22 protein-coding genes are annotated in these 24,238 nt (G+C 35.4%); all 22 read right to left on the bottom strand.

The window, feature by feature from the left end:
* Positions 1-235: 235 nt before the first annotated feature.
* Entirely contained in the window at positions 236-943 is a 708-nt protein-coding gene (locus tag H8S00_RS11605) for a ComFC family protein (RefSeq protein ID WP_021952243.1), read from the bottom strand.
* 10 nt (positions 944-953) lie between these two features.
* Positions 954-3,215 (bottom strand): SF1B family DNA helicase RecD2, encoded by a 2,262-nt coding sequence (gene recD2 / locus H8S00_RS11600; RefSeq protein ID WP_021952242.1) that lies wholly within the window; start codon positions 3,213-3,215, stop codon positions 954-956.
* A 61-nt stretch (positions 3,216-3,276) separates the two neighbouring features.
* Entirely contained in the window at positions 3,277-4,278 is a 1,002-nt protein-coding gene (locus H8S00_RS11595) for a rod shape-determining protein (RefSeq protein ID WP_021952241.1), read from the bottom strand.
* Positions 4,279-4,727: 449 nt separating this feature from the next.
* Positions 4,728-4,988, bottom strand: coding sequence for a sporulation transcriptional regulator SpoIIID (gene spoIIID, locus H8S00_RS11590; protein ID WP_021952240.1), 261 nt, complete (start codon positions 4,986-4,988; stop codon positions 4,728-4,730).
* A 152-nt stretch (positions 4,989-5,140) separates the two neighbouring features.
* Positions 5,141-8,359, bottom strand: coding sequence for a CotH kinase family protein (locus tag H8S00_RS11585; RefSeq protein ID WP_118589769.1), 3,219 nt, complete (start codon positions 8,357-8,359; stop codon positions 5,141-5,143).
* 109 nt (positions 8,360-8,468) lie between these two features.
* The gene (locus H8S00_RS11580) at positions 8,469-10,247 is read right to left on the bottom strand and encodes an aminopeptidase P family protein (RefSeq protein WP_186840601.1); all 1,779 of its coding nucleotides are present in this window, start codon (positions 10,245-10,247) and stop codon (positions 8,469-8,471) included.
* Between the two features lie 99 nt (positions 10,248-10,346).
* Entirely contained in the window at positions 10,347-10,895 is a 549-nt protein-coding gene (locus tag H8S00_RS11575; RefSeq protein ID WP_186840600.1) for an inorganic diphosphatase, read from the bottom strand.
* 49 nt (positions 10,896-10,944) lie between these two features.
* Entirely contained in the window at positions 10,945-11,877 is a 933-nt protein-coding gene (locus tag H8S00_RS11570; protein ID WP_243169589.1) for a DMT family transporter, read from the bottom strand.
* A gap of 2 nt (positions 11,878-11,879) precedes the next feature.
* On the bottom strand, positions 11,880-12,503 hold the full coding sequence (locus H8S00_RS11565) for a hypothetical protein (RefSeq protein ID WP_118589771.1): 624 nt from the start codon (positions 12,501-12,503) through the stop codon (positions 11,880-11,882).
* 5 nt (positions 12,504-12,508) lie between these two features.
* Positions 12,509-13,006 carry a transcription elongation factor GreA gene (greA, locus tag H8S00_RS11560; protein ID WP_118589772.1) on the bottom strand — a complete coding sequence of 166 codons (498 nt, stop codon included), beginning with the start codon at positions 13,004-13,006 and terminating at the stop codon, positions 12,509-12,511.
* 2 nt (positions 13,007-13,008) lie between these two features.
* On the bottom strand, positions 13,009-14,370 hold the full coding sequence (locus tag H8S00_RS11555; protein ID WP_118589773.1) for a citrate/2-methylcitrate synthase: 1,362 nt from the start codon (positions 14,368-14,370) through the stop codon (positions 13,009-13,011).
* Between the two features lie 25 nt (positions 14,371-14,395).
* Positions 14,396-15,274: a diacylglycerol/lipid kinase family protein gene (locus H8S00_RS11550; protein ID WP_021952232.1), complete on the bottom strand. Its 879-nt coding sequence runs from the start codon at positions 15,272-15,274 to the stop codon at positions 14,396-14,398.
* A 132-nt stretch (positions 15,275-15,406) separates the two neighbouring features.
* Positions 15,407-16,645, bottom strand: a complete 1,239-nt coding sequence (locus H8S00_RS11545; RefSeq protein ID WP_118589774.1) for a glutamate-5-semialdehyde dehydrogenase — start codon at positions 16,643-16,645, stop codon at positions 15,407-15,409.
* Positions 16,646-16,695: 50 nt separating this feature from the next.
* Positions 16,696-17,499 (bottom strand): glutamate 5-kinase, encoded by an 804-nt coding sequence (gene proB, locus H8S00_RS11540; RefSeq protein ID WP_021952230.1) that lies wholly within the window; start codon positions 17,497-17,499, stop codon positions 16,696-16,698.
* A 70-nt stretch (positions 17,500-17,569) separates the two neighbouring features.
* Positions 17,570-18,451 carry a YitT family protein gene (locus tag H8S00_RS11535; RefSeq protein WP_118589776.1) on the bottom strand — a complete coding sequence of 294 codons (882 nt, stop codon included), beginning with the start codon at positions 18,449-18,451 and terminating at the stop codon, positions 17,570-17,572.
* Positions 18,452-18,599: 148 nt separating this feature from the next.
* Complete coding sequence (locus H8S00_RS11530; RefSeq protein WP_021952228.1) at positions 18,600-18,809, bottom strand: hypothetical protein; 210 nt, start codon at positions 18,807-18,809, stop codon at positions 18,600-18,602.
* Positions 18,810-18,899: 90 nt separating this feature from the next.
* On the bottom strand, positions 18,900-19,169 hold the full coding sequence (locus H8S00_RS11525; protein WP_118589777.1) for a hypothetical protein: 270 nt from the start codon (positions 19,167-19,169) through the stop codon (positions 18,900-18,902).
* 2 nt (positions 19,170-19,171) lie between these two features.
* Positions 19,172-19,327: a hypothetical protein gene (locus H8S00_RS11520; protein ID WP_186840599.1), complete on the bottom strand. Its 156-nt coding sequence runs from the start codon at positions 19,325-19,327 to the stop codon at positions 19,172-19,174.
* 230 nt (positions 19,328-19,557) lie between these two features.
* Positions 19,558-19,701 (bottom strand): hypothetical protein, encoded by a 144-nt coding sequence (locus H8S00_RS11515; RefSeq protein WP_158576826.1) that lies wholly within the window; start codon positions 19,699-19,701, stop codon positions 19,558-19,560.
* Between the two features lie 15 nt (positions 19,702-19,716).
* Positions 19,717-21,732 (bottom strand): hypothetical protein, encoded by a 2,016-nt coding sequence (locus tag H8S00_RS11510; protein ID WP_118589778.1) that lies wholly within the window; start codon positions 21,730-21,732, stop codon positions 19,717-19,719.
* A 335-nt stretch (positions 21,733-22,067) separates the two neighbouring features.
* Complete coding sequence (locus H8S00_RS11505; protein ID WP_021951992.1) at positions 22,068-22,211, bottom strand: hypothetical protein; 144 nt, start codon at positions 22,209-22,211, stop codon at positions 22,068-22,070.
* A gap of 17 nt (positions 22,212-22,228) precedes the next feature.
* Positions 22,229-24,058 carry a hypothetical protein gene (locus H8S00_RS11500; protein ID WP_147365654.1) on the bottom strand — a complete coding sequence of 610 codons (1,830 nt, stop codon included), beginning with the start codon at positions 24,056-24,058 and terminating at the stop codon, positions 22,229-22,231.
* Positions 24,059-24,238 lie beyond the last annotated feature (180 nt).

The raw sequence follows: 24,238 nt of genomic DNA, 5'->3' as shown, positions 1-24,238 counted from the left end.
TCACATTTCTCACACCGACCTGTGGAATTTAATCTTTCACACAAGAATTCCAGAGGTCTGTTTTCTATGCCCTGATTTTCAGATTTAAAGAAAAATGTACTTAAATTTTAACACTTATTACCCTTTATTCAACCAAAAACTTTTAAATTTAGGTTGATTTTTAACAGTGGGTGGAATTTAGTCTTTCATACGGAATTTACTTTTACAAGTCAGCAATTCGAAATCTTTTTTCAATTTATTTATCCATTCCCGTTGCAATACACACAAAATAGACTTTTTCAACTCCTGCCATAATAAGAATTTTGCTACAGGCATCTATTGTGCTTCCTGTTGTATATATATCATCCACTAAAAGCACATTTTTATAATTACTGATTTTTTCAACATCCACTGCAAATGCATCTGACATATTCATCTTGCGCTGTTCATTGCTAAGTCCCTTTTGAGGTATTGTGTCCTTTATTCTGATAAGGCTTTTGTTGTCCGTTTCTATTCCCGTATAAAAACCTAATCTGTTTCCAAATTCTTCCGCCTGATTGTATCCTCGTTTTTGTTTCTTCTTATCATACATTGGAACCGGTATAATTTTATCTATCTGCCACCTTTTAAGTAATTCTCCATATTTTTCTGCTGCAATTTTCCCATAAAAATCTCCATATGCTTTCTGATTTCCATATTTAAACCTGTAAACGGACTCTTTCATTTCTTCCTTATATTCAAATACGGCTACGCCTTTTTCAAAAGTATGATTAATTTTTCTGCAATCACCACATAATATTTCATCATTCCCTTTTAAAGGCTTTCCGCATTTATAGCACCTATTTCTTCCTATAAGAAACTTTGATATGTCGCATTTTTCGCAAACATCCCCAGAAGATTTTATTACTCGCTCACATAACGGACATACCTTCGGAAAAAATATCCCCATTAATTTTTCTTTCATATATTCCCTTTTACTCATTATAGTAATTTATAATCTGCCACTTAAGTCCTGAATACCTTTTATGCTGATCTTCATTAGCTATCATGGCTTCAAACATTTCCTTTCTTCCTACAATGCACACGCACTTCTTTGCTCTGGTAACTCCTGTATACAAAAGATTTCTGGTCATAAGCATCTGCACTCCCGAAACTAAAGGCATAATAACTGCAGGATATTCACTACCCTGAGACTTATGTATTGTAATGGCATACGCCAGCTCCAATTCCTCTGCCTGTTTTGTATCATAAGTTACATATCTGTCATCATCAAAAACAACTTCTATATAATTAGTAGTATTGTTAATTTTAGTAACAATTCCCATATCTCCGTTAAATATGCCACTGCCGGTATCAAATATTCTTCCTGAAGCCGAGCGTTGTTCCCAGCTAAGCTGATAATTGTTTTTAACCTGCATAACCTTATCACCCTCCCTGAAAATTGTCCCTGCAATTTCCTTTTCGCTTTTATCAGGAGAAGGAGGATTAATAAACTTCTGAAGTTGTTCATTTAAGGAATTGACACCTAAAATACCGTTTCGCATAGGTGTTAAAACCTGAATATCCTGTTCTTTTGCCCCTACATATCCCGGAAGCTTTGTTTTAAGAAGACCAATAGTTGCATTTAATGCCATTTGTGCATTTTCTCTTTCTATATATAAGAAGTCACCGGTACTGTTATCCAGCGCCACCTGCTGTCCTGCATTAATTTTGTGGGCATTTACAACTATTCCACTTTCTCCCGCCTGTCTGAACACCTTCGTCAGCTTAACCACGCTAAACTGTCCCGAATCAATAATATCCTTTAAAACATTTCCCGGTCCCACACTTGCCAGCTGATTTACATCCCCCACAAAAACAACTCTTGTTCCAATGGTAATGGCTTTTAACAGTGCATGCATAAGAAATGTATCTACCATGGACATCTCATCTACAATAATAACATCTGTTTCCAAAGGATTTTGTTCGTTTCGTCCAAATCTTGCAGACAAATCATCTGCTGTTACCTCATCACCACCACCGGATACTTCCAACAGTCTGTGAATAGTGCTTGCCTTATGCCCTGTAGCCTCGCTCATTCTCTTTGCAGCCCTTCCTGTAGGTGCTGCAAGGGACACTTCTAAGCCATCTGTTTCAAACATTTGGATAATGGCATTAATAGTAGTGGTCTTTCCTGTTCCGGGACCACCGGTAATAACGGAAACACCATTATTCTGGGTTTCAATAACTGCCTTTCTTTGCAGTTCATCTAACTGAACCCCTGTCAGCTTTTCAATGGTATCTAACTTAATTCCCATAATATAGTCATCTTCCGTTGTTTCTATATTAAGCTCTAAAAGCATTCTGGCAATATTCAGTTCTGTATAATAGAAAGTTGACAGAAACACCCCTTCAACATCATCTATTTCTTTTAAAATCAGTTTTTTTTCAAGAATCAGTTCTGTAAAGCAGTTGTCTAACAAATCCATATTATAGGTTCCGTCAGCACTCATGTACTGATCTCTAAGTCCCAAAAGATTAATGGTTCTTTGTGCCAGCTGTTCCTTTGGCAAATAGGTATGACCTGAGGTAGAAGCATCTGCCAAGGCATAACACATACCGCTTTTTATTCTGACGGAGGCATTTACTTCCACTCCCGCCCTTCTTGCTATTTCATCTGCTGTTTTAAAGCCAACTCCTGCCACATCATCTGCAAGACGGTAAGGGTTGGTTTTTATGATGTCATAAACCTTAGTTCCATATAATGTGTATATTTTATTTGCCAAAGCCGGAGATATACCGTAGCCCTGAAGAAAAATCATAATATCTCTCATATCTTTCTTATCTTCAACCTGCTTGCATATATCCATGGCTTTTCTGGTGGTTATTCCTCTTATTTCCGCTAATCTTTCCGGTTCTTCTTCTATTATTCTGATGGTATCTTCCCCAAAACGTTCCACAATTCTGTCTGCAAGAACTGCACCTAAGCCCTTAATAGCTCCTGAGCCCAGATACTTTTTAATAGAGAACTCATCCGTAGCAGGAATTATTTCATAGGAAATAACCTTAATCTGTTCTCCATAAATATCATGAAAAACCTCTTCTCCCTCTATTTCCACATATTCACCTTCACCTATGTATCCAAAAGTTCCTGTACACTTAATTTCCTTTTTTCCACTTAATAAAGTAAGAACAGTGTAACCGTTGTCCTCATTTCTAAAGGTAATATTTTCTACATATCCACTGATATTTTTCATTTAATGTTCCTTATCCTAACAAGGCTGTCCAAAAATGGGACAGCCTTTAGATTAATATTTATTATTTTAATTTTTCTGAATTTTCCTCGTCAATATATTCCAGATATTGTCCGGTTCCGATGGCAACTGCCGTCATAGGATCCTCTGCGGTCATGGTGTTAATGCCGGTTTTCGCCTCTATCAGTTCATCCAGTCCGTTAAGAAGACAACCACCGCCTGTTAAAACTATACCTCTTACTGCTATATCTGCTGCCAGTTCCGGAGGAGTCTGTTCCAAAACCCTGTGTACTGCATCAATAATACTTGTTGTAACATCCCTTAATGCTTCTTCTGTTTCTTCCGATGTTACTTCTATGGTTTTTGGAAGACCGGTAACTAAGTTTCTTCCCCTTACTTCCATTTTCTGATTTTCAGATTTGTTATAGCATGTACCAATTCCAATTTTAATTTCTTCGGCAGTTCTCTCTCCAATAAGAAGATTGTGTTTCTTTCTCATATATCTGACAATAGCTTCGTCAAAATCATCTCCTGCCACTTTAACTGATGTGCTGACTACTGTTCCTCCCAATGAAATAACTGCAATATCGGTAGTTCCTCCACCAATATCCACAATCATGTTACCACAAGGCTTCTTTATTTCTATGCCGGCGCCTATGGCTGCTGCTAAAGGTTCTTCCACCACAAAGACCTCCCTGGCTCCTGCCTGAAAAGCTGCGTCCTGTACTGCCTTAGTTTCAACTTCTGTAGCTCCACTTGGTATACATACACATATACGTGGTTTCTTATATGAACGTTTTCCTACCGCTTTTTGAATAAAATATCTAATCATCTGCTCAGTAACTGAATAATCAGATATAACTCCCTGCTTAAGAGGTCTTACGGCAACTATATTTCCCGGAGTTCTTCCTATCATAAGACGGGCTTCCTCTCCGACAGCTTTTATCTTGTCAGTATCTCTGTCAATGGCAACTACTGAAGGCTCTTTTAAAACAACACCTTTTCCTTTTATATAAACCAATACACTTGCTGTTCCTAAATCTATACCAATATCTGTGTTAAACATTTGACGCTCCTTATGTGTAAAAAATTTTGTTTTCATCCTTATATATATTTTAGAATATCCATACTAAACTAAAGTATAACAACTTTTTCCCATTCTGTATATGTTTTATTTTTAAAAAATTTCCATTTTTTAGATATGTTTTTCCATTTTTTTGCCTTCCTTTTCAGATAAATCGTCCTTTTTCAACCTGTTTTTTATTTTTTTTCATGTTTTTTTGTATTTTTCGTCTTTTTTCGATATTCTTTTACATTCCGTTCATATTTTGTTCATAAGTACCCTTTATTATAAACAATGTACGAGTTATTAAGTACTTTTTGCGAGTGCTAAGAACTTGTGCATATAGTTTGTATACGTCATACCCTATAATGGCGTATTTTAAGTTTTTCATACTCAACCTAGTGGGTGAAACTCCCACTAGGTCCCCCGTAAACAACAGCCTTACTGATTTATCAGTTAAGGCTTTTATTTTTTTCATATTTAGCCTTTGTTGCAAGACCGCCACGTATGTGACGTTCTTTTTTATTTTTGTCTAACACCTCTCTTACTTTAATTGCCAGTCTCTGATTAATTTGCGGAAGACGTTCAGATACGTCTTTATGTACTGTGCTTTTGCTGATTCCAAACTGTCTGGCACACTGTCTTACCGTGGAATTGTTTTCTACAATGTAATTAGATGTTTCAAGTACCCTCTCTTCAATATATTCTTTCAAAAAAACCTCTATACAACTTATACTTTGTACATTTTATGCAATGTTTTTTTATGTTATGAAAAATTAAAAACTGCCACAGTATTTTACTCCCATGACAGTTCTTATATCATCTTTTTTAGTGTGTCTTATACTTTCTAAATGGTATTTCCACATTATTTTATATTTCTGCTTTTTCCCAATACAATCTTATAGTATGCCTTACAGTTTTTAGGTACCTTAAATACTGACTTACCTGAAATTTTGCTGAAAGCTCCTTTGTTAATTTTAGCTCTTTTAGCCTTAATTGTTATGTTCTTAAGTTTCTTATCTCCCTTAAAGGCGTTCTGATAAATAATTTCTACCTTTTTACCAATATATACCTTTGTAAGATTTTTGCAGTTATAAAAAGCTGACTTTCCAATAAAGGAAACATTATTACCAATTGTTACCTTCTTTAATTTTTTCATTTTTGCAAATGCCTTTGCCTTTATGCTTATAACCTTATATGTGACATTTTTAATTTTAACCTTAGAAGGTATATTTACGGCTTTAACCTTGCTGTTCTTTGCCCCTACACACATAACAGTTTTATTTTTATCTTTATTAGTTAAAACCTTGTATTTGCAGTTTTTAACTGTATATACATTTCCAATAGCTGCTGTTTTTTTGTCAACAACTGTTACCTGACATCTGATAGGATCTCCATTATTTGTATAAGCATATACTGTGGTTGTTCCCGGCTTTAATCCATAAACCACGCCTCCATCACTTACTTCAACAACAGAATCATCTCCCACAAGGAATTTGCAGTTTTCATCAAATACTGCATTCTCCGGTTGATATTTAACTCCTAAATCCTTATATTCGTTTACTCCTATAGTGTAATCATATTCAGGAAATTCATAATATGCCTCCATAGGCATTTCGTCGCTTTCCCCATCAGTACATACATGTACTTTACAGGTAGCTGTTAATCCACTAGCGGTTTTAGCTGTTATTATTGTATCTCCCGATTTTATAGGAGTTACACTGCCATCCATAACCTCTGCCACTTCCGGATTAGATGATGACCACTGTATTTCGCTGTTTGTTGCATCAAAAGGAATAACTGTTGCCTTTATTTCCCCTTCATCACTCCACTGGTTCAGTATCATGTATTTTCTGTTTAATATAATCTTTCTTTCCTTAACATATTCCCTTTCAGAAATGTATTTAGCAGTAAGGGTAGTATCTTTAACTAATATATCTGATGATGAAAATTCACCGTCAAAATCATAGCCGTTCTTTTTAAGATTCTTTATTTCCTCAGGCTCCATAAATTCCGACAAATCCTCTTCCGTACTACCTATGTAACTTAAATACTCTTTAAAATTCATATGGAAATGAGCATTCCATCCTACAAAAACATAGCCTTTTTTCTTAGGTGCCGTTGGAAAACTGCTTATAGTTTTTCCAATGTATTCATCCTTTGTAGCAATGACCTTATTGTCCGCCATAAACTTAACCTTACAAGGCTGTGGAACAATAGATGCTACATTCTTATCAACCCATTCTGTTCTTTCCTTTATCCAGCCTCTTAACCTTTCTATTTCCTGGTCGTAAGTCAGATAATTATTTCCCTTAGAATCTTCTTCCATATCATCCTGTCCTAAATCTGACATTCCCCATTTTTCAAAGTTATATGCTGCTGTCTTAACCATCTCATCTTTGTATTTGTCAAGCTGACCACCCGGCATAATCAGTTCATTAACTTTTTCCTTTATTGACGGCCATGCATCAACTATAGCCCGGGCAAATGTTTTATCTTCAAACAATTTGTCAAACCACATATTTGTGTTTCGGCTCCAGCCTGTAACAGAGTTTCCGGAATATTCTGTTGAACCCCAGGCAACATAATCAAAGTCCCAAAGAGGCCCAAAATATAATTTTCCATTTCTTGGTTTATACAAATATGTACTTGGAGAAACAAATCCATCCCCATTCATGGAGAATTCCTGCATCCAGTAATAATATACTGCTGCATTTAAATCCATATATTCCGTATAGGATGTTCCATTAGAATCCTTGAAATTCTTTCCGTATATTGCATCTTCCGTTTTTTGAACATAATCCTTTATATAATTAAACTGTGTTTCATTGTAATAATCTTCAAACTTAGGACTTTCTAACTTAAATTCAACATTATTATTAGTTGAAAATGTCTGATGTTCAATTCTCTCATATGGAGAAAGTGCCAGCAAATATCCTCCTGATATAATGGCAGAATCCGTAGAGTTCATTGTTTCCTCCGACTCTTCCAAATCATCAATATCTACTCTTGTGCTACCTACCCTTACCTGCTGCGACAGGAAATAACTTCCGTAATATTCTCCATTCATCACAACATCTACAGGTTCACTTTTAGGAGTAAATGCCATATTAAGCTGCTGTCCTAACCAATATGTAATCTTATTTCTAAGAAGACTGTTATCATAATAGTTAGCAAGCAATACCCAGTGTTTATTCTTTCCCATTCCAAGAAGGTCTGCTTTTTTATCAAGCTTAATCTTGTATGGCTTTTTAGGAGTAGCCCATGTAGAATTTCCACGTCCTCTTATGTATTCCATATTGTAAGTTCCACCTGTTACTTCCTTGCCTGTATACTCAGAAACAAAGCCATCCGGAACCTTTATGGTCATACTCCCGTAGCACTCTACTGAATGGTCACTTGAAGCATTCATTTCTGCAATAGTTCCATCTTCTTCATTAATATTAAAGTATATTACAGGAACGGTACTTTCAACAAATTCCACAGCTCTTATAAGGAAGTTTACCTTAGATGCTGATGTAGATAATACTTTAAGGGAAACTGTATGTTCTCCTGTAAGTTTTAATTCTGACACATCAATTGAACTGTCCTTTGTGTATGTCCAGTCATTTTTCTTTCTTTGTTTATATAATTTAAAAGTTCCAACCGGTTTGCTTCCACCATCAACGAAAACTCCAACGGTTATATCGCCTCCCCTTTCGGCTATGGCGTCAAGACTTAATCTTCCTACAATTTTTCCGTCAAAATTCAACTTTTTATCAATTGTGATTTCACTATTTAAAATATCCTTATCTTTTCCTGAAACAAGAACACCCTTTCCCTTTTCATTTTCAGTAAGGGTAACTTCTGAATTGCTAGTCTTTAGCTGATTATTCTTAAGCAAAACTGCCATATTTTGTCTGAAATAATCACCTTTAATACTTTTTCCGTCATCCTTTCCGTTATCATTTCCGGTTTGTGTTTTTTCTACAACATCATCTGCTTTAACATTTGTGTGATAAACGCCTGCTCCCGGAACTACCATGGACAAAGCTAACAGAATGCTAAGGGCAGAACTGCATAGCTTTTTCATTCCCTTTCTCATATACCTCTCCCTTCTGCCTTATAGGCAAAAAAATGCTATCATCAATTGTGATACAATTTTGATAACACTGATGATAGCACTATATACAAAAACTTACAATACTGTTTTTTTAACAATTGAGATATTTCTTTAACCATTTTTTAACATTTTCCTGTAAATGTTTGGACAATTTTTCATACACCATTTGGCTATACTCTCTTAATATCTCCTTTTCTTTTCCATCTAACATGTCCATGTCAATTAATTCCATATCATAAGGAACATAGGTGAGATTTTCAAAGCATAGAAATTCTCCAAAATCCGTTTTTTCCTTCTCTTTACACAAAATAAGATTTTCAATTCGTATTCCAAATTCATTGTCTAAATAAACTCCCGGTTCATTTGACGTTATCATTCCCGGCTCAAATACAGGATTTAATTCTGGATTTTTCATTATTCTGTATCTAATGGCATTAGGTGCCTCATGAACACTTAAAAGATAACCAACTCCATGTCCGGTTCCATGATTATAATCAAGTCCCATATCCCATAGAGGCTTTCTTGCAATATAATCAAGAGTCGTTCCGCTACAGCCTTTTTTAAATATTGCCCCTGACAGCTTTAAGTGTCCCTTAAGCACTGCCGTATACATTTTTTTCATTTTTTCCGTAACATTTCCTAAACTTATGGTTCTTGTAATGTCTGTGGTTCCCTCCAAATAATGTCCACCACTGTCTATAAGTACAATACCTTCGTTTTTTATAACTACATTAGACCCCTTTGTGGCACTGTAATGTACTATTGCACCATGTTCGTTATATCCCACAATAGGTGCAAAGCTTGGCTCAATATAGCTTTCTGCCCGTTTTCTAAAATCCTCAAGCCTGTCTCCTAACTTCAGTTCATCCATATATTCCTTTCCCACATTGGTTTTAAGCCAGTACAGAAAATTTGTCATTGCCACACCATCTAAAATATGAGCTTTTTTCTCATTTTCTATTTCCGCTTCATTTTTAACTGCTTTAAGTTGCAAGGCAGGAGTCAGCTTATTTATTATTTTATTATCATTATTAATTGATTCTATGACAGCATAATTGGCGCTGGATTTATCAAGCCAGATTCTTTTCTTTCTTATTTTTTCTAAATCTGCATACACGATGCCATAATCCCGTATTTTGATATCACATTCTTTTAAGTATTCTTCTATGTTGTCCTGTAACTGAATTTTATTAACGTAAAAATTAATCTCATCTTTGGTTATAATCAAAAATCCCATAAATACAGGCGTATACATTATATCATTGCCTCTTAAATTAAGAGTCCATGCCACTTCATCTAAGGCTGAAAGAAGTAAAACATCTGCCCTTCTCTCCTCCATCATGTTTCTTATTTCATTTATTTTAGTAGCTGTATTTTTTCCCGTATACTTATCATCCAGCTTCCATATTGGCTTATGGCTGATTTCCGGACGGTCCTCCCATATTTTATCTATTAAAGCCAAATGACCATCCACTGTTACATTTTCAATATTTCTTATATTTTCTGCCATATCAGCAGACATCATTTTTCCGTCAAAGGCTACAGTGATATTTGTTTTTGCAATATTTTTAATATATTCATATACTGTATAAACTCCTGCTTCTCCGGATTTCATTAATTTAACTTCAGTATTTTTCAATTGATTTTCTGCCTGAAGAAAGTACCTTCCATCAGTCCACAGACACGCCTCTTCCATGGTGATTACCGCTGTTCCTGCAGAGCCTGTAAAACCTGTTATAAACTCTCTTGTTTTAAAATAATCCCCTATATACTCGGAGCCATGAAAATCACAGGTAGGTGCTACATATACATCCACTGCTGTTTCCTTCATTATTTCCCTTAATCTTTTTATTCTGTTATTTACTGTCATATTAAAACCTTCCCTTATAACAAACAAGAAAAGTGTAGTCGCACATAAAAACCTAACAGTTTCTTAATGCAAATACACTTTATCTTAAATATTATAATACTATTTGATGCAATTGTCCTCTATACCGTATGTTTTATTGTATATATCAATACATTTGTAAATGATTTTTGCAGCATCAAGAGGCCCGCCAAATTCATCTACCTTTGTTTCTTTTCCCTCTAATGTCTTATATATATTAAAGAAATTCCTGATTTCCTCAAAAATATGAGCCGGTAACTGATTAATGTCTGTATAACAGTTGTATGTAGGATCACCATAAGGAATGGCAATTATTTTATCATCCATATCACCACTATCCACCATGTACATAACACCTATAGGATAACATCTTACCAAAGACATGGACTCTATAGGCTCAGAACATAATACCAGTACGTCTAACGGGTCACCATCCTCATCAATTGTTCTTGGGATAAAACCATAATTAGCCGGATAATGTACTGATGAGTACAATATTCTGTCTAATATAATAAGTCCTGTTTCCTTATCTAATTCATATTTTTTCTTGCTTCCCTTACTAATTTCAATAGTTGCGATAAAATCCGAAGGTGTAATTCTCTCCGGATTAATGTCATGCATAATATTCATAAAACCCTCCTGATTAAATTTTACGTTAGAATCATTTTTGATTCTCATACTACTTAATAGATTTATTATATTTCAAATCACCGGCATTTACAATATATATTCCTGCACATACTAAAGCTAATGCAATTATAATCTGCACCTCCATATGACTGTTTTCATGCAAAAACAGAAATGACAGCAGTACCCCGAATACAGGATTCATAAATTTATATGCCGAAATCCTTGATACATTGTTGTATTTAAGTAAAATGCTCCACAATGTATAAGCTGCCGCTGAAATAAATCCCATATAAATCAATAGTAAAATACCTGCAAATCCCTCAGGTCTTAATTTTCCTCCAAAAAGAAGACCTATAACCGTCATTACCACTCCACCGAAAAAGAACTGATATCCGCTAAGCATTACCACATCACTGTTTTTGGAGAATTTTTTAATAAATGCAGAGGAAAACGCCGATGATAAAGCTGATAGTACAATAAGACCTTCTCCTAAGAAGCTTACTCCCAAATCAACGGATGTTCCGGCAACATTTACTATTACAACTCCTAAAAATCCCAATACGGTTCCTATCATCTTTTTACCTGTTAGTTTTTCCTGTCTAAACAAAAGGCAGGATACTAACACTGTAAAGAAAACTCCTAAACCGTTAATAATAGAGGATTTTACTCCTGTTGTGTGGGCTAATCCCACATAAAAAGGAACATACTGTAAAACTGTCTGAAAAAGACTTAAGGTAGCAATTCTTTCAGGCTGTGCCGGTTTTATGATTTTTTTGTTCATAATACTAAAAGTAACTATAACCATGACGCCTGCAAGAATGAAACGGTTTCCCGCAAATAATATCTGAGACATTGTATCTTTGCTTTCAATATTAAATAATTTATATCCGATTTTTATACAGGCAAAAGCCGACCCCCATAGCAGACAGCATATCATTGCCAAAAAAACTACCACAGGGGTTTTTGTCATTTTTTCTTTCATAATTAATCTCTTTGTATAATTCTTACGTTATTATATTTCTCTAAATAATCAAGGCTTATCTCCCTATATGTCTTAAGGGTATTTTCTTCAAAGTTTTTATTCATAATTCGGGAATTCATATACCGCTCTCCAAAAAGCTTTCCCTCCTTAAAATCCTTTATCATTAATTCAGGTTCTCTGTCAATAAAAACTATCTCATCTGCCCCTTTTATAAAGCGGTTTGGAATGGTTGTTTTTATCCCTACCCCTGTTGCACTTCTAAATATAGGATTCACTTCCTCAAATCTTTTTAAATTAGCAGAAGTTAAAACACTGATATTGTTTTTTATAAATGACTCTGCCACATTATACAAAAATGTATGCTTTCCAATTCGCATTCCCAGCTCATCTAAAACCACAATATCCGGTTTCATTTCTATTATTTCTTCTATGCTCTCTCTTCCTTTAAGAGGATGAATAGTAACATTTTCATTGCATTCAAAAGGCATTTTAGAGGAATCCCTATGCTGTTTGTTAATAAAAGCAATAACGACCTTTTTCCCATTTCGGCTTTCATTCATTGCTTCCTCCATCATTGCATAGCTTTTCCCTGCCCCGGGAGTATAACTGGTAAATATTTTTAACATAACTATTAATAGCTCCTTATTGTGTCTGTGTCTTCCTCACCGGTGTTTTCTATGGATTTTACCACTACATAATAACTGTAATTATCGTTTACCTTTATTTCCACCCGGTCTCCAACTTTATGTTTCATAAGTGCCTTTCCTATAGGAGATTCATTGCTGATTCTTCCTTTAACGGAATCACCCCGCATGGTACTTACAATTTTAAACTTCTCCGTTTCATCGTCTTCCTCAAAGTAAATCTCCACAGTTTTGTTTAATCCTATTTCATCATCCTTTGATTCATCAGAAATAACAGTTGCTGTTTTTAAAATTTTCTCTAAATACCTGATTCTGCTTTCATTTTTATTTTTATCCTTTTTAGCTGCGTGGTATTCAAAGTTTTCACTTAAATCTCCCTGAGCTCTTGCCTCCTTAACGGCTTCAATTGCCTTAGGTCTTACAACTAACTTTCTATGTTCAATTTCTTCTTTTATTTTTTCAATATCACTATTTGTTAATTTCATAATTACCTTTCATCAATGCTCTTATAATCATTATAATCACATATGCTAACATATGCAGGTCTCATGATTTTATCCGCATTTACCAACTCTTCTATTCTATGAGCACTCCATCCCACAATTCTTGCAATGGCAAACATCGGCGTGAATAATTCCTCCGGAATATCTAACATACTGTAAACCAGTCCGCTATAGAAATCCACATTGGCACTAACGCCTTTGTAAATCTGTCTTTCCTCACCAATAACCTGTGGTGCTAAAGTCTCAATCATGCTATACAGGGCAAAATCATCATCTCTTCCCTTTTCATGGGCAAGCTTTTCTACAAAACTCTTAAAAATTTCTGCCCTTGGATCAGAAATGGAATATACCGCATGACCCATTCCATATATAAGCCCTTTTTTATCAAAGGCTTCCCTGTTAAGTATCTTTCTAAGATACTCCTTAACCTCTTTTTCATCCTTCATGTCTGATACATTAGCCTTAATGTCCTTAAACATTTTAACTACCATAATATTAGCCCCTCCATGTCTTGGTCCCTTTAAGGAAGACAACGCCGCCGCTATAGTTGAATATGTATCAGAACCTGATGATGTAACAACTCTTGTGGTAAAGGTTGAATTATTACCGCCTCCATGTTCCATATGGAGAACTAAAGCTAAATCAAGAACCTTTGCTTCTAACTCCGTATATTTTTTGTTAGGTCTTAACATTCTTAATAAGTTTTCGCTGGTGGACAAATCATCCTTTGGCCTATGTATATATAAACTTTGATTTTTCTTGTAATGATTATATGCATGATATCCATACACTGAAAGCATAGGGAACACTGCTATTAACTGAATGCACTGTCTTATTACATTCTCTAATGATGTATCTGACACGTTTTTATCATAAGAAGCTAATGTCAGTACACTCCTTGTAAGGGAATTCATAATATCCTCGCTAGGTGCCTTCATAATAACATCTCTTACAAAATTTGTTGGAAGCCTTCTGGAATATGCCAGCATTTCCTTAAATTCATTTAACTCGTCTTCATTAGGCAATTCACCAAAAAGAAGTAAATATGCTACCTCTTCAAAACCGAATCTTTTATCATCCATAAATCCCTTAACTAAATCCTGGATTTTGTACCCTCTGAAATACAATTTTCCTTCACAGGGAACACTTTTTCCGTTAACTATTTCTGAAGACTCAACTCTTGAAATATTGGTAATTCCTGTTAATACACCCTTTCCATTTAAATCACGAAGTCCTCTTTTTACACCATATTCCGTAAATAACTCCCTGTCTACGCCGTCATTATTTTTACACACCTTTGCCTTATTTTCCGCAAATAATTTAACATCTTCTCTCTTTAATGCCATAAAATCCCCTTTCTGTTCTCAATTATTAATATATAAAGTTAATAGCGTCATGTAAAACCTTAAAGTTTACCACTGCCCTTCCTTTTTCCTTCTCACCGTCAAGAGACCAGTCTATGTCTGAGCAATCGGTAATTCTTGCTGATTTTATCTGTGCCAAAGTGATTTTTCCTGTAAATTTCTGTAAAAGTACCTGACCGCAAAGCCTTACAAACTCTGCAAAGTCTCTTGGATACTCAATAAGCATCAGTTCAAATTCACCATCGTTAAATTCCACTAAATCCTTGTCTAACTTCATTATGCCACCTACTTTTGTAGCATTGTTTATTGCCACAAAAATATATTTTCCCACATAGGTTTTATCATCAAGTTCAATTTTCAGGCGTAACTTTCTTATGTGAAATAATTCTCTTGCACCACGAAGAATGTAGGCAAAATGTCCTAATCTGTTTTTTAATTCCTGAGGTGTTGAATATGAGGTCTTAGTAAAAATTCCTGCTGATGCAGTATAAACAAAATGTCGTCCGTTAAAATCTCCTATATCAAGAGGTCTTGCCTCATTAGATATAATATACTTAGCCGCCTTTTTAGGATCAGATTCTAATCCTAAACTATTGGCAAAATCATTAGTAGAACCTGCCGGAATATATCCTAAAGGTGTTTTTACATTTCCTTCAATCAATCCCTGAATTACTTCATTTAATGTTCCGTCTCCTCCCATACATACCACAAGGTCTACTTCACTTCCGTATTTTATGGCAATGTTGGTTCCGTCTGCTCTTCGTTTTGTATATTTAATTCCTACTTTGTATCCTGCCTCTTCAAAAACCCATACAGCATCATCTATAAAATTCTTATTTTTCTTCAGTCCGGCTTTCGGATTAACAATAAATAATATTTTTTTCATGAATACTCCTTCGTATAAATTATTCAATATTCTACAATATTTTTACTTTCATTGTATTAATTAAAAATTAAGAAACTGTGAACTGCAATTCTTCCCTGTATCTATTTGGGACAATATACATATATTGTAAAACTATCTCACCTGTCCGTTGCCATATATCTTGTATTTAAAAGACTGCAATTCCGGCAATCCAATAGGTCCTCTTGCATGAAGCTTCTGAGTGGAAATACCTATTTCTGCTCCAAAACCGAACTCTCCTCCGTCAGTAAATCTTGTACTGGCATTTACATAAACTGCTGCTGAATCTACCTTGTTTAAAAACTCCTCAGCAGCTTCCTTATTTTCAGTAACTATACATTCGCTGTGACCTGTACTGTATTTATAAATATGATCCACGGCTTCATCTAAGGAATTTACTATTTTAACAGACATTTTGTAGTCAAGATATTCTGTTCCCCAGTCCCTTTCCGTTGCCTTCTCTATTCCCTTCGCTATATCAACTGCTTCCTCATCTCCAAAAAGTTCCACAGATTTTTCATCTAATTTTGCCTTTATTTTCGGCAATGCTTCCTTTGCAATATCCTTATGTATAAGCAAACTTTCTGCTGCATTACAAACTGACACCCTGTTAGTTTTGGCATTATATACTATGTCAGCTGCCATATCCACATTGGCATCCTTATCAATATATATGTGGCAGTTTCCCACTCCGGTTTCAATTACCGGAACTGTTGCATTTTTTACAACTGCCTGTATCAGTCCTGCACCGCCTCTTGGTATAAGCACATCCACATATTCATTCATTTGCATAAGGGCATTAGCGCTTTCCCTTGATGTATCTTCCACTAACTGTATAACGTCTTCACTAAGACCTGATTTTTTTACAGCCTCTCTCATTGTTTTAGCAATGATTCTGTTAGAATTTATTGCTTCCTTTCCTCCACGTAAAATAACGGTGTTTCCTGACTTTAAGCACAAAGCTGCCGCATCTGAGGTTACGTTAGGTCTTGCTTCAAATATAACTCCTATAACTCCTAAAGGTGTAGATACCTTTTTTATGTTAAGTCCGTTAGGTCTTGTAGTTTCACTTAAAACCCTTCCCACAGGATCCGGCAGTAAAACAACATCCTCAACGCCCTTTGCCATCCCTTTAATTCTGCCTTTGTCTAACTTTAATCTGTCAAGCATTGCTTCTGACATTCCATTATTTTTCCCATTTTCCAAATCAATGGTATTTGCCTGTATTATTTCATCTGCATTTTCAATTAATGCCTGTGCAATGTATTTTAGAGCCTTATTTTTCTGCTCCGTGGTAGCTATCATTAATGTTTTTTCTGCTTCTTTTGCTTTCTTTCCTAATTCCGTAAGCATTATTTTTCCTCCCTTTATTAACATTTCTTATTAAAGAAAAACAGCCATGCCTAGCGTGACTGTTCTTTGTCTTTTGCTACGAAGAAGGTTCCTACCTGGTGTCCTTCTAATATTTTATATAAATTCTCCGGATCTCCACCGTTCATAATAACAGTATCTATTCCCGCTTCCGTTGCAATCTGCGCCGCCTGAAGTTTAGTTATCATACCACCGGTTCCAAATTTTGAGCCTTTTCCACCGGCAAGTTCAAACAATCCCTCAGTTATTTCCTCTACAACCGGTATTATTCTTGCATATTCATTTTCATTCGGATTGGCATCATACAACCCATCTATATCTGTAAGTATAAACAAAGCATCTGCCTTTATAAGCTTTGCCACTATGGCTGAAAGATTATCATTGTCACCATAAACTATTTCTTCTACAGCTACAACGTCATTTTCATTAATAACCGGTATAGCACCAAATTCAAGGGTTCTCTCAAAGGCATTTATAAGATTATCTCTGCTTTCCAAATTATCCACATCTCTTTTTGTAACAAGGAACTGTCCCACCTTATGACCGTATTCTCCAAACATCTTGTCATACATAAACATAAGTTCACATTGTCCTACAGTAGCTGCTGCCTGCTTTCCTGCTGTGGTAACCGGTCTTTCCTTAAGACCTAATTTCCCCACACCTACACCAATGGCACCTGAGGATACCAATGCTACTTCAATGCCTGAATTAACTATATCGGATATAACTGTCACTAGTCTTTTCATTTGTCTTATATTTGTTTTTCCCGTACTGTGTGTTAAAGAAGATGTTCCCACCTTTATAACAATTCTCTTTACGTCTTTTAATGTTGCCATAACTTCCTCCCAAAATAAGCACTATGTCACTTATTTTAGAACAACTGCCTTCATTTGTAAACATTATGCTTTATATTTCTGTCTTAAAATGGTCTTTAAATCCCTGTCCAAACACTTCATTTGCCGAAGATACTATCATAAAGGCTCCACTGTCTGTTTGTTTTAGTATATTTCTTACCTTAACCAATGTCTGTTTCTTCATTACGCACATAATCACTTCCGTAGTTTCGTTACTGTATGCACCCTTTGCCTGAATCATGGTGGCTCCTACATTTACTTCCTTCATCATGCGTCTGGCAATAAGTTCTCTTTTTTCACTTATTATATATACAAGAGTGGCTTCATCTCCTCCGTATATTGCCCTGTCCATAACCACCGTGGACACATAAATAGCAATAGCCGCATACAACGCCACCTCCACATCCTTAAATGCCATGGCTGACGCTGCCAAAATAACCACATCCAACAAAAAATATATCTGTCCCGTTTTTAAATGGGGTTTCTTTTGTTTTATTATTTTTACAATAATGTCCAACCCTCCTGTTGTGGTATCCAATCTGAACATTAATCCCATTCCCAGTCCAAATGTAGCTCCTCCAATAACAGATGCCAGCATTTTATTATCTGTAACACCATTAACATTAAAAACTATTGGAAGAATATCTATTAACACTGATGATACAATCAGACTATACATTGTTGACAGAATAAATTTAATTCCAAACTTTTTAATTCCCACTGCCAGGATTGGAATATTTATTAATAAAATAAGCATTCCCACTCCCGGAAGTCCCGGGAACATCTTTTTTAATATAATGGCGATTCCTGATATTCCTCCCGGTGCCAAATTATTGGGATTTAAAAATAATGCGATTCCCACTGCATACAAGGCAGCAGTAAATGTAATGAAAACATATCTGAATATTTTTTTAACAACCTGCTTTTGCTTCATAGTAATTCCTTTTAAAATTTATGATGTAAGTAACAAAATTTGCCACTTGCAATTGTGCTTGCACAAATAAGCAATTATGCTTTTGCCACTTACATCATATTTATTCATTACTATTTTCTCTTATTTACAGGCTGTTATTCATTTTTTGTTAAATTTCGTCATCCCCCGGAAGTTCTTCTGTTGGTGCACAGCATGGCATAGGATTAATTGAACAGTCTGCACATCCTCTTATTACTTCCTTTCTCTTTGAGGACTCAACATTTTCATCAACCTTAAGATTAATGTGTCCGTCCCCTTTCTTTATACTTCCATCTAACATTGCTACAATGTCATCTATCATTTTTTCTTTATCACTCATGGTAATACCTCCTGTTTTCTAATTGTTAAAAGGGCTAATAAAATTATTCCTATGTCAGTAGATTATACCATAAAATATCCATCTTGGAAATTAATTATCACTGTTTTTATTCTTTGTCCATGTGTGCAACCCACATCCAATGCACAACAAAACCAGAAGAAGTAAACCAACAGTAACCACTTCTATGCCATATTCCACACCCAACAGTGGCAAAAAGAAATCCTGCCACGAACCAATGTAACCATATACCCAATCCGGACCCGATAATAATCCGCACAAAGCCATTACCGCACTAACGAAAATATAATACATATGAATAATATTTCTATCTCTCTGTGTTCTCTCCATTCTTACTGTCATTATCACTGCAAAAACACATGAAATAATAAGAGACATATTCCCTTTGTAAATATTGATAATAACAGCAAAATACATCCCATAATCATAAGGAATATATGAAGTAATTTCATATATTCCGTTTCAAAATATAATTCATTAAGTAGTTTTACATCCACCATTTTACCTCCCATACATATATTTTTTTCCTGTGTTTGTTCCCTATCTTAACTGCTTATCATTGTTATACGACACACTATTCCGTAGGATATTATACCTGCCATATGTATAATATTTGTATCGTATAAAAAAATATATAAGGGATTCCCCCATGCCTGACAAAGAGCCAAAAAAACACCGCATCCATGATTTAGTCACAGATACGGTGTTGTAAGTTTTTAATTAATATTAATTAGTAAAGTCCTGACCAACCTTCACCCTGATTTGCTGAACCTGATGTATCAGCTGAAAAATTGTTATCAGGGCTTGTAGTAATAACGTCCTTTGTATCAAAATCTACTAATTCAACTTCAGGACTTGTATATACTTCTCTCATGTTAATCCTCCCCTGTTATTTAATAAATGAAGCTACTACGTTTAACTCATCAGCACTAAGGCCGTTGTTAGCATCAGCTATTACTCTTGAAGCAACCTGGCTTACATTTCTCTTTTCAGCAACATTTGAATAATATGTTACTGATTCTCCGTTAGTATATGTAACTGTTATATAAGCTCTTGCTACAAAATCTCTTTCGTAGTTTGCTTCAACAATGTTAGCAACTGCACCAAAATATGTAAGAGTATCAGCATTAGCCCATCCTTCGTTTACAATGTTAAGAACTTTGTAAGCGCTTGTTAATGACATATCTGAATCATTATTTTCAAACAGGTCATTTGCTGTAATTAACATACCTGTTGTGATTGCATCTGACTTAACAGCTTCGTTATTATCTGTTGTAACTTTAGCCTGGAACTTAAGTCCTGTAGGAGTAGAAGTCTTTACGGCTGCACCATTTGCTGCAACTACATTAAGTGTATTTACTGAAGTAAATGTCATATCTGCTGTAACTTTAATTGCTGTTCCTGACTTGTACATCTTGCCATCTGAATAGTAACCGTAAGCAGCATCAGCAGGAAGTGTATATGTATCACCGTCAGCAACTTCTGTTGTCTGTCCGTCAACTGTTACATCAAATTTAGCTACCTTTGCAACTTTAACACCATATGTAATGTCTTTTTCTGAACTTCTGACTGTTACTGCAAATACTTTTTCATCCTGTCCACTTGGAAGTGCAAATAAGCTCTGTGCAAGGTGAACCTGATCTCCTTCAATGTAACATTCATCTGTTCCTGATGTGTATTTTACTCCGTCAATCCATACTGATTTAATCTTTCCGGCAACACTTGGATATGATGATACATAAGCTGCACCTGTTAATGTGCATCCTGCCGGGTGATAGTTTGCTGTAGCATGGTCTGTAAATATACCAAATAAATCGATGTAGTTGATATACTGATTTCTAACAGCTTCTGAAACATAATATCTTGTTCCTTCTGTTGATAAATCATTGTTACCATCTTTGTCACAAACCTTTGTGTAATCAGTTACTTCACCTAAAGTCTGATCCGGAGCAACCTCTGCCTGTGCAGGTACATACTTAACTGCAAAAGTTACTGTTTGAGCAGCACCTTCAATAGCAAAGTAGTTAATTCCTTCTTTAAATGCACTTAAAGCTATTTCAACAGAATCTCCACGGACATGAAGCATTTCTGAAGCGTTTAAATATCTTTTTCCGTTAATCCAAACAGCTCCAACCGGCTGTCCTACAGCTCCTGAAACTGCAAATGTAAAAGCTCCACCTTCTATTTTACAATTGTCAACTTCGCCATGGTACGGTGTATCAGCAGCAACACCTACTGTACCCCAAATAGCTGAGTTTACATTTGCTGTATAGTTGGCTGTATCTAAATAATATGTTCCTGATACTAAAGATGCGTTAGCTCCTATTGCCGGGCATTCTGTCCATGCTGATGTATCCACTGAAGATGCATCTGTAGGATCAGATAGCTTAACTATCTTTAATGCAAATGTTCCTGTACCTGAACCTTCTGCTGTAATTATAAATACATGTTCACTTTCCCCAGCAGGAACGGCTAAGGTATCCTGACTGATATATACACAGTCATTTCCCACATATGCCTTTGTGTTGCCTGCATCATTTAAATATCTCACTCCGTCAATAATAACTGATGAAGGATTTCCGTCTTTTGCAACAAACCCGAAAACCGGTACTGAATTCATATATGTGCTTATGTTCCATCCTACAGTCTTTCCTGCATCATAAAAGCCTCTAAGCCCCTCATTTCCGAATTTTGCAAGAGCCGCCTTTGAAATATATGCCTTATCTCCGTCTTTTGCTGTTCCTATTTGTGTCCAGTCATTAATGGCATCTACGTCAATAGTTTCCTGCGTAGCTGATTCCGTTTCGTCAGCTGCCTTTGCAGTTGTGTTATAAACTGTAACAGATGTAAAAATCATAGCCAGTGATAATACAACTGAAAGAACTTTCTTTAAAGTTTTGTTCATTTCAAACTCTCCTTTCACAATTTTTATACATTAATATTATAACCGAGGGATTTTTTATATGCAATCGTCCCAAATTATAAAAGATTTTTTATTTTTTTTAGTATATTTTGTATATAAAACCATTTTTATTTACGTTTTTCCCTTAAAACATTGGATATTTTGATTTCTTATAAAGAATAAAAATGTTTTTCTTTCTTAATTTTATTTTATTTTTATTACTCTCAAACCCATTCTTTTGCCTGATTACGTGTTACATAGAGTGTTAATTCCGGCACTTTAAAAGGCGTCCGGAAAATACCGAACGCCTTAGCATAAATCAAATTATTCAGTTAATTTTAGTAAAGTCCTGACCAACCTTCACCCTGATTTGCTGAACCTGATGTATCAGCTGAAAAATTGTTATCAGGGCTTGTAGTAATAACGTCCTTTGTATCAAACTCTACTACTTCTGCCTTTGGACTAATATATTTCTCTGACATTGTGTTTCCTCCCATAATTATTTTATAAATGAGTCAACTACAGGTATTTCTGATGCAGCAATTCCCGGATATCCGGCAGCCTTAACTGCTGATGCTACATAGCTTACGCTTCTTGTCTGACTCATTCCTGAGTAAACAGTTACTGATGTATTGTCAGTATATGTAATGGTTACATATGCTCTGGCAATGAAATCTCTTGTATAGTTTGCTTCTGAAATATTAGCTACTGCTCCGCAATATGTCATTGCGCTTTCGTCAAACCAACCTTCATTAACAATATTAAGCATTGCATATGGGCTTGTCAAGTCTAAAGCAGATGAATTATTTTCATATATATCATTTGCCGTAATTAACATACCTTCCTTAATAGCATCTGATTTAACAGCTTCTCCATTGTTTGATGAAACCTTTGCCTGGAACTTAAGTCCTGCCGGTGTTGAAAGCTTAATAGCTGCACCGTTTGCCATATCTACTGAAAGGCTGTCAATTGAAGTAAGGGCAATATCGCCTGTTATTGTAAGTACGGTTCCCGGTTTATAAATCTTACCATCTGTATAGTATCCGTACTGTGCATCACCTAATGTATAAGTGCTTCCGTCTTCAACTTCTGCAACTTTATTTCCATTAATTGTTACTGAATGTTTTACTGTCTGTGCCTTTTCAACTTTTTTGATAGAAACTTTAGCTGTTCCAAGAGCATGAGTAATCTCTACTTCGTTTATTTCCTGAGTTAAAGCAGAAAGATATACAATAACTCCTGCACCCTGAATTGTTGCTACATTTTCTTTAACACCGTTTACTGATACTTCACTAATTCCTGATGGCACATTCATATAGATACCCATTGCCGGTGACCAGCCAGGCTGCTGAATGCTTACTACTTCATTTACTGTCATATTTGCCTTATCATAATAATATGATGCAGTATCATCACTTCCTGCAATTTCAACCCAGTTAGCTTCTCCTGTAGGCTGTGTTGTAGGTGTTTCCGTTGGTTTTTCTGTAGGTGTTTCCGTTGGTTTTTCTGTAGGTGTTTCTGTTGGTTTTTCTGTAGGTGTTTCTATTGGTGTATCACCACCATCTGTTCCATTTTCATTTTTTACAATAACAGTTGCTTTTCCGCCTGCATATTCAATTTCAACAGTGTTTGTTTTCTTTGTCATTGCTGAAATGAAAACAATAACTCCTGCTCCCTGAATTTTTGCAACTTCATCACCTGTTTTTCCATTAACTGCAACTGAGCTGATTCCTGCCGGTACATTTACATATATACCTTTTTCAGGCGACCAATCCGGCTGCTGAATATTAATAACTGATGCTGTTGTTGAATCGTCATATGAGAATCCATCCCCTAAGTCTTTCCAAACCTTTACTGAAGGATCTCTTGTTGTTGTTTCACCTTCATCTTCGATTTTTAATGTTGCATTTCCTGTAACAGTAGCTGAATTTTCTGTAGCTGTTGCGCTAACAACTATCTGATATTCTCCTACTGCCAATGTGCTTACCTCTGATAAAGGAATAAACATACCATGGGCATTTGTTCCGTCAATTTTTACACTTTTTCCATTTACTGTTGTTGTAATAGAAGCAGCATCTACTTCTGTACCCCATGCAAAATGGATTCTTGCCTTGTCAAATATTCCCTGACATGTAAATCCTACAATAGTAGCATCGCCGTCTGTAACTGTGTAAATTTTTCCTTCTACAGCAGCACTTCCACTTGCTTCAACCGATGTCTGTCCATAAAATGCCATTGAACTGACAACCATAGCTATGGCACAAACATAAGCAAAAAACTTTTTCATTGAATTACTTAATTTCATCATATACTCCTTTCTATAACTCAACTTTTTTTCAGATGATGTTCCTCCTTTTTTTCGTTCAATCACCCTATTTCCATTTTAGCATATTAAATAAAAACCGATTAGGTGTTTTTTTTTATAAAAGTATCATTTTTATATTTTTTTAGTTATCTGAAAGTATAATAGCCGAGTATCAAACAAACTCCTATAGAACCTTTAAATCTA

Origin of the sequence: Eubacterium segne (genome assembly GCF_014287775.1) — a bacterium.
Lineage (GTDB): Bacteria > Bacillota > Clostridia > Lachnospirales > Lachnospiraceae > Eubacterium_G > Eubacterium_G segne.
Note: the sequence above shows the minus strand (reverse complement) of the source record. Positions and strands in the feature narration are given on the sequence as shown.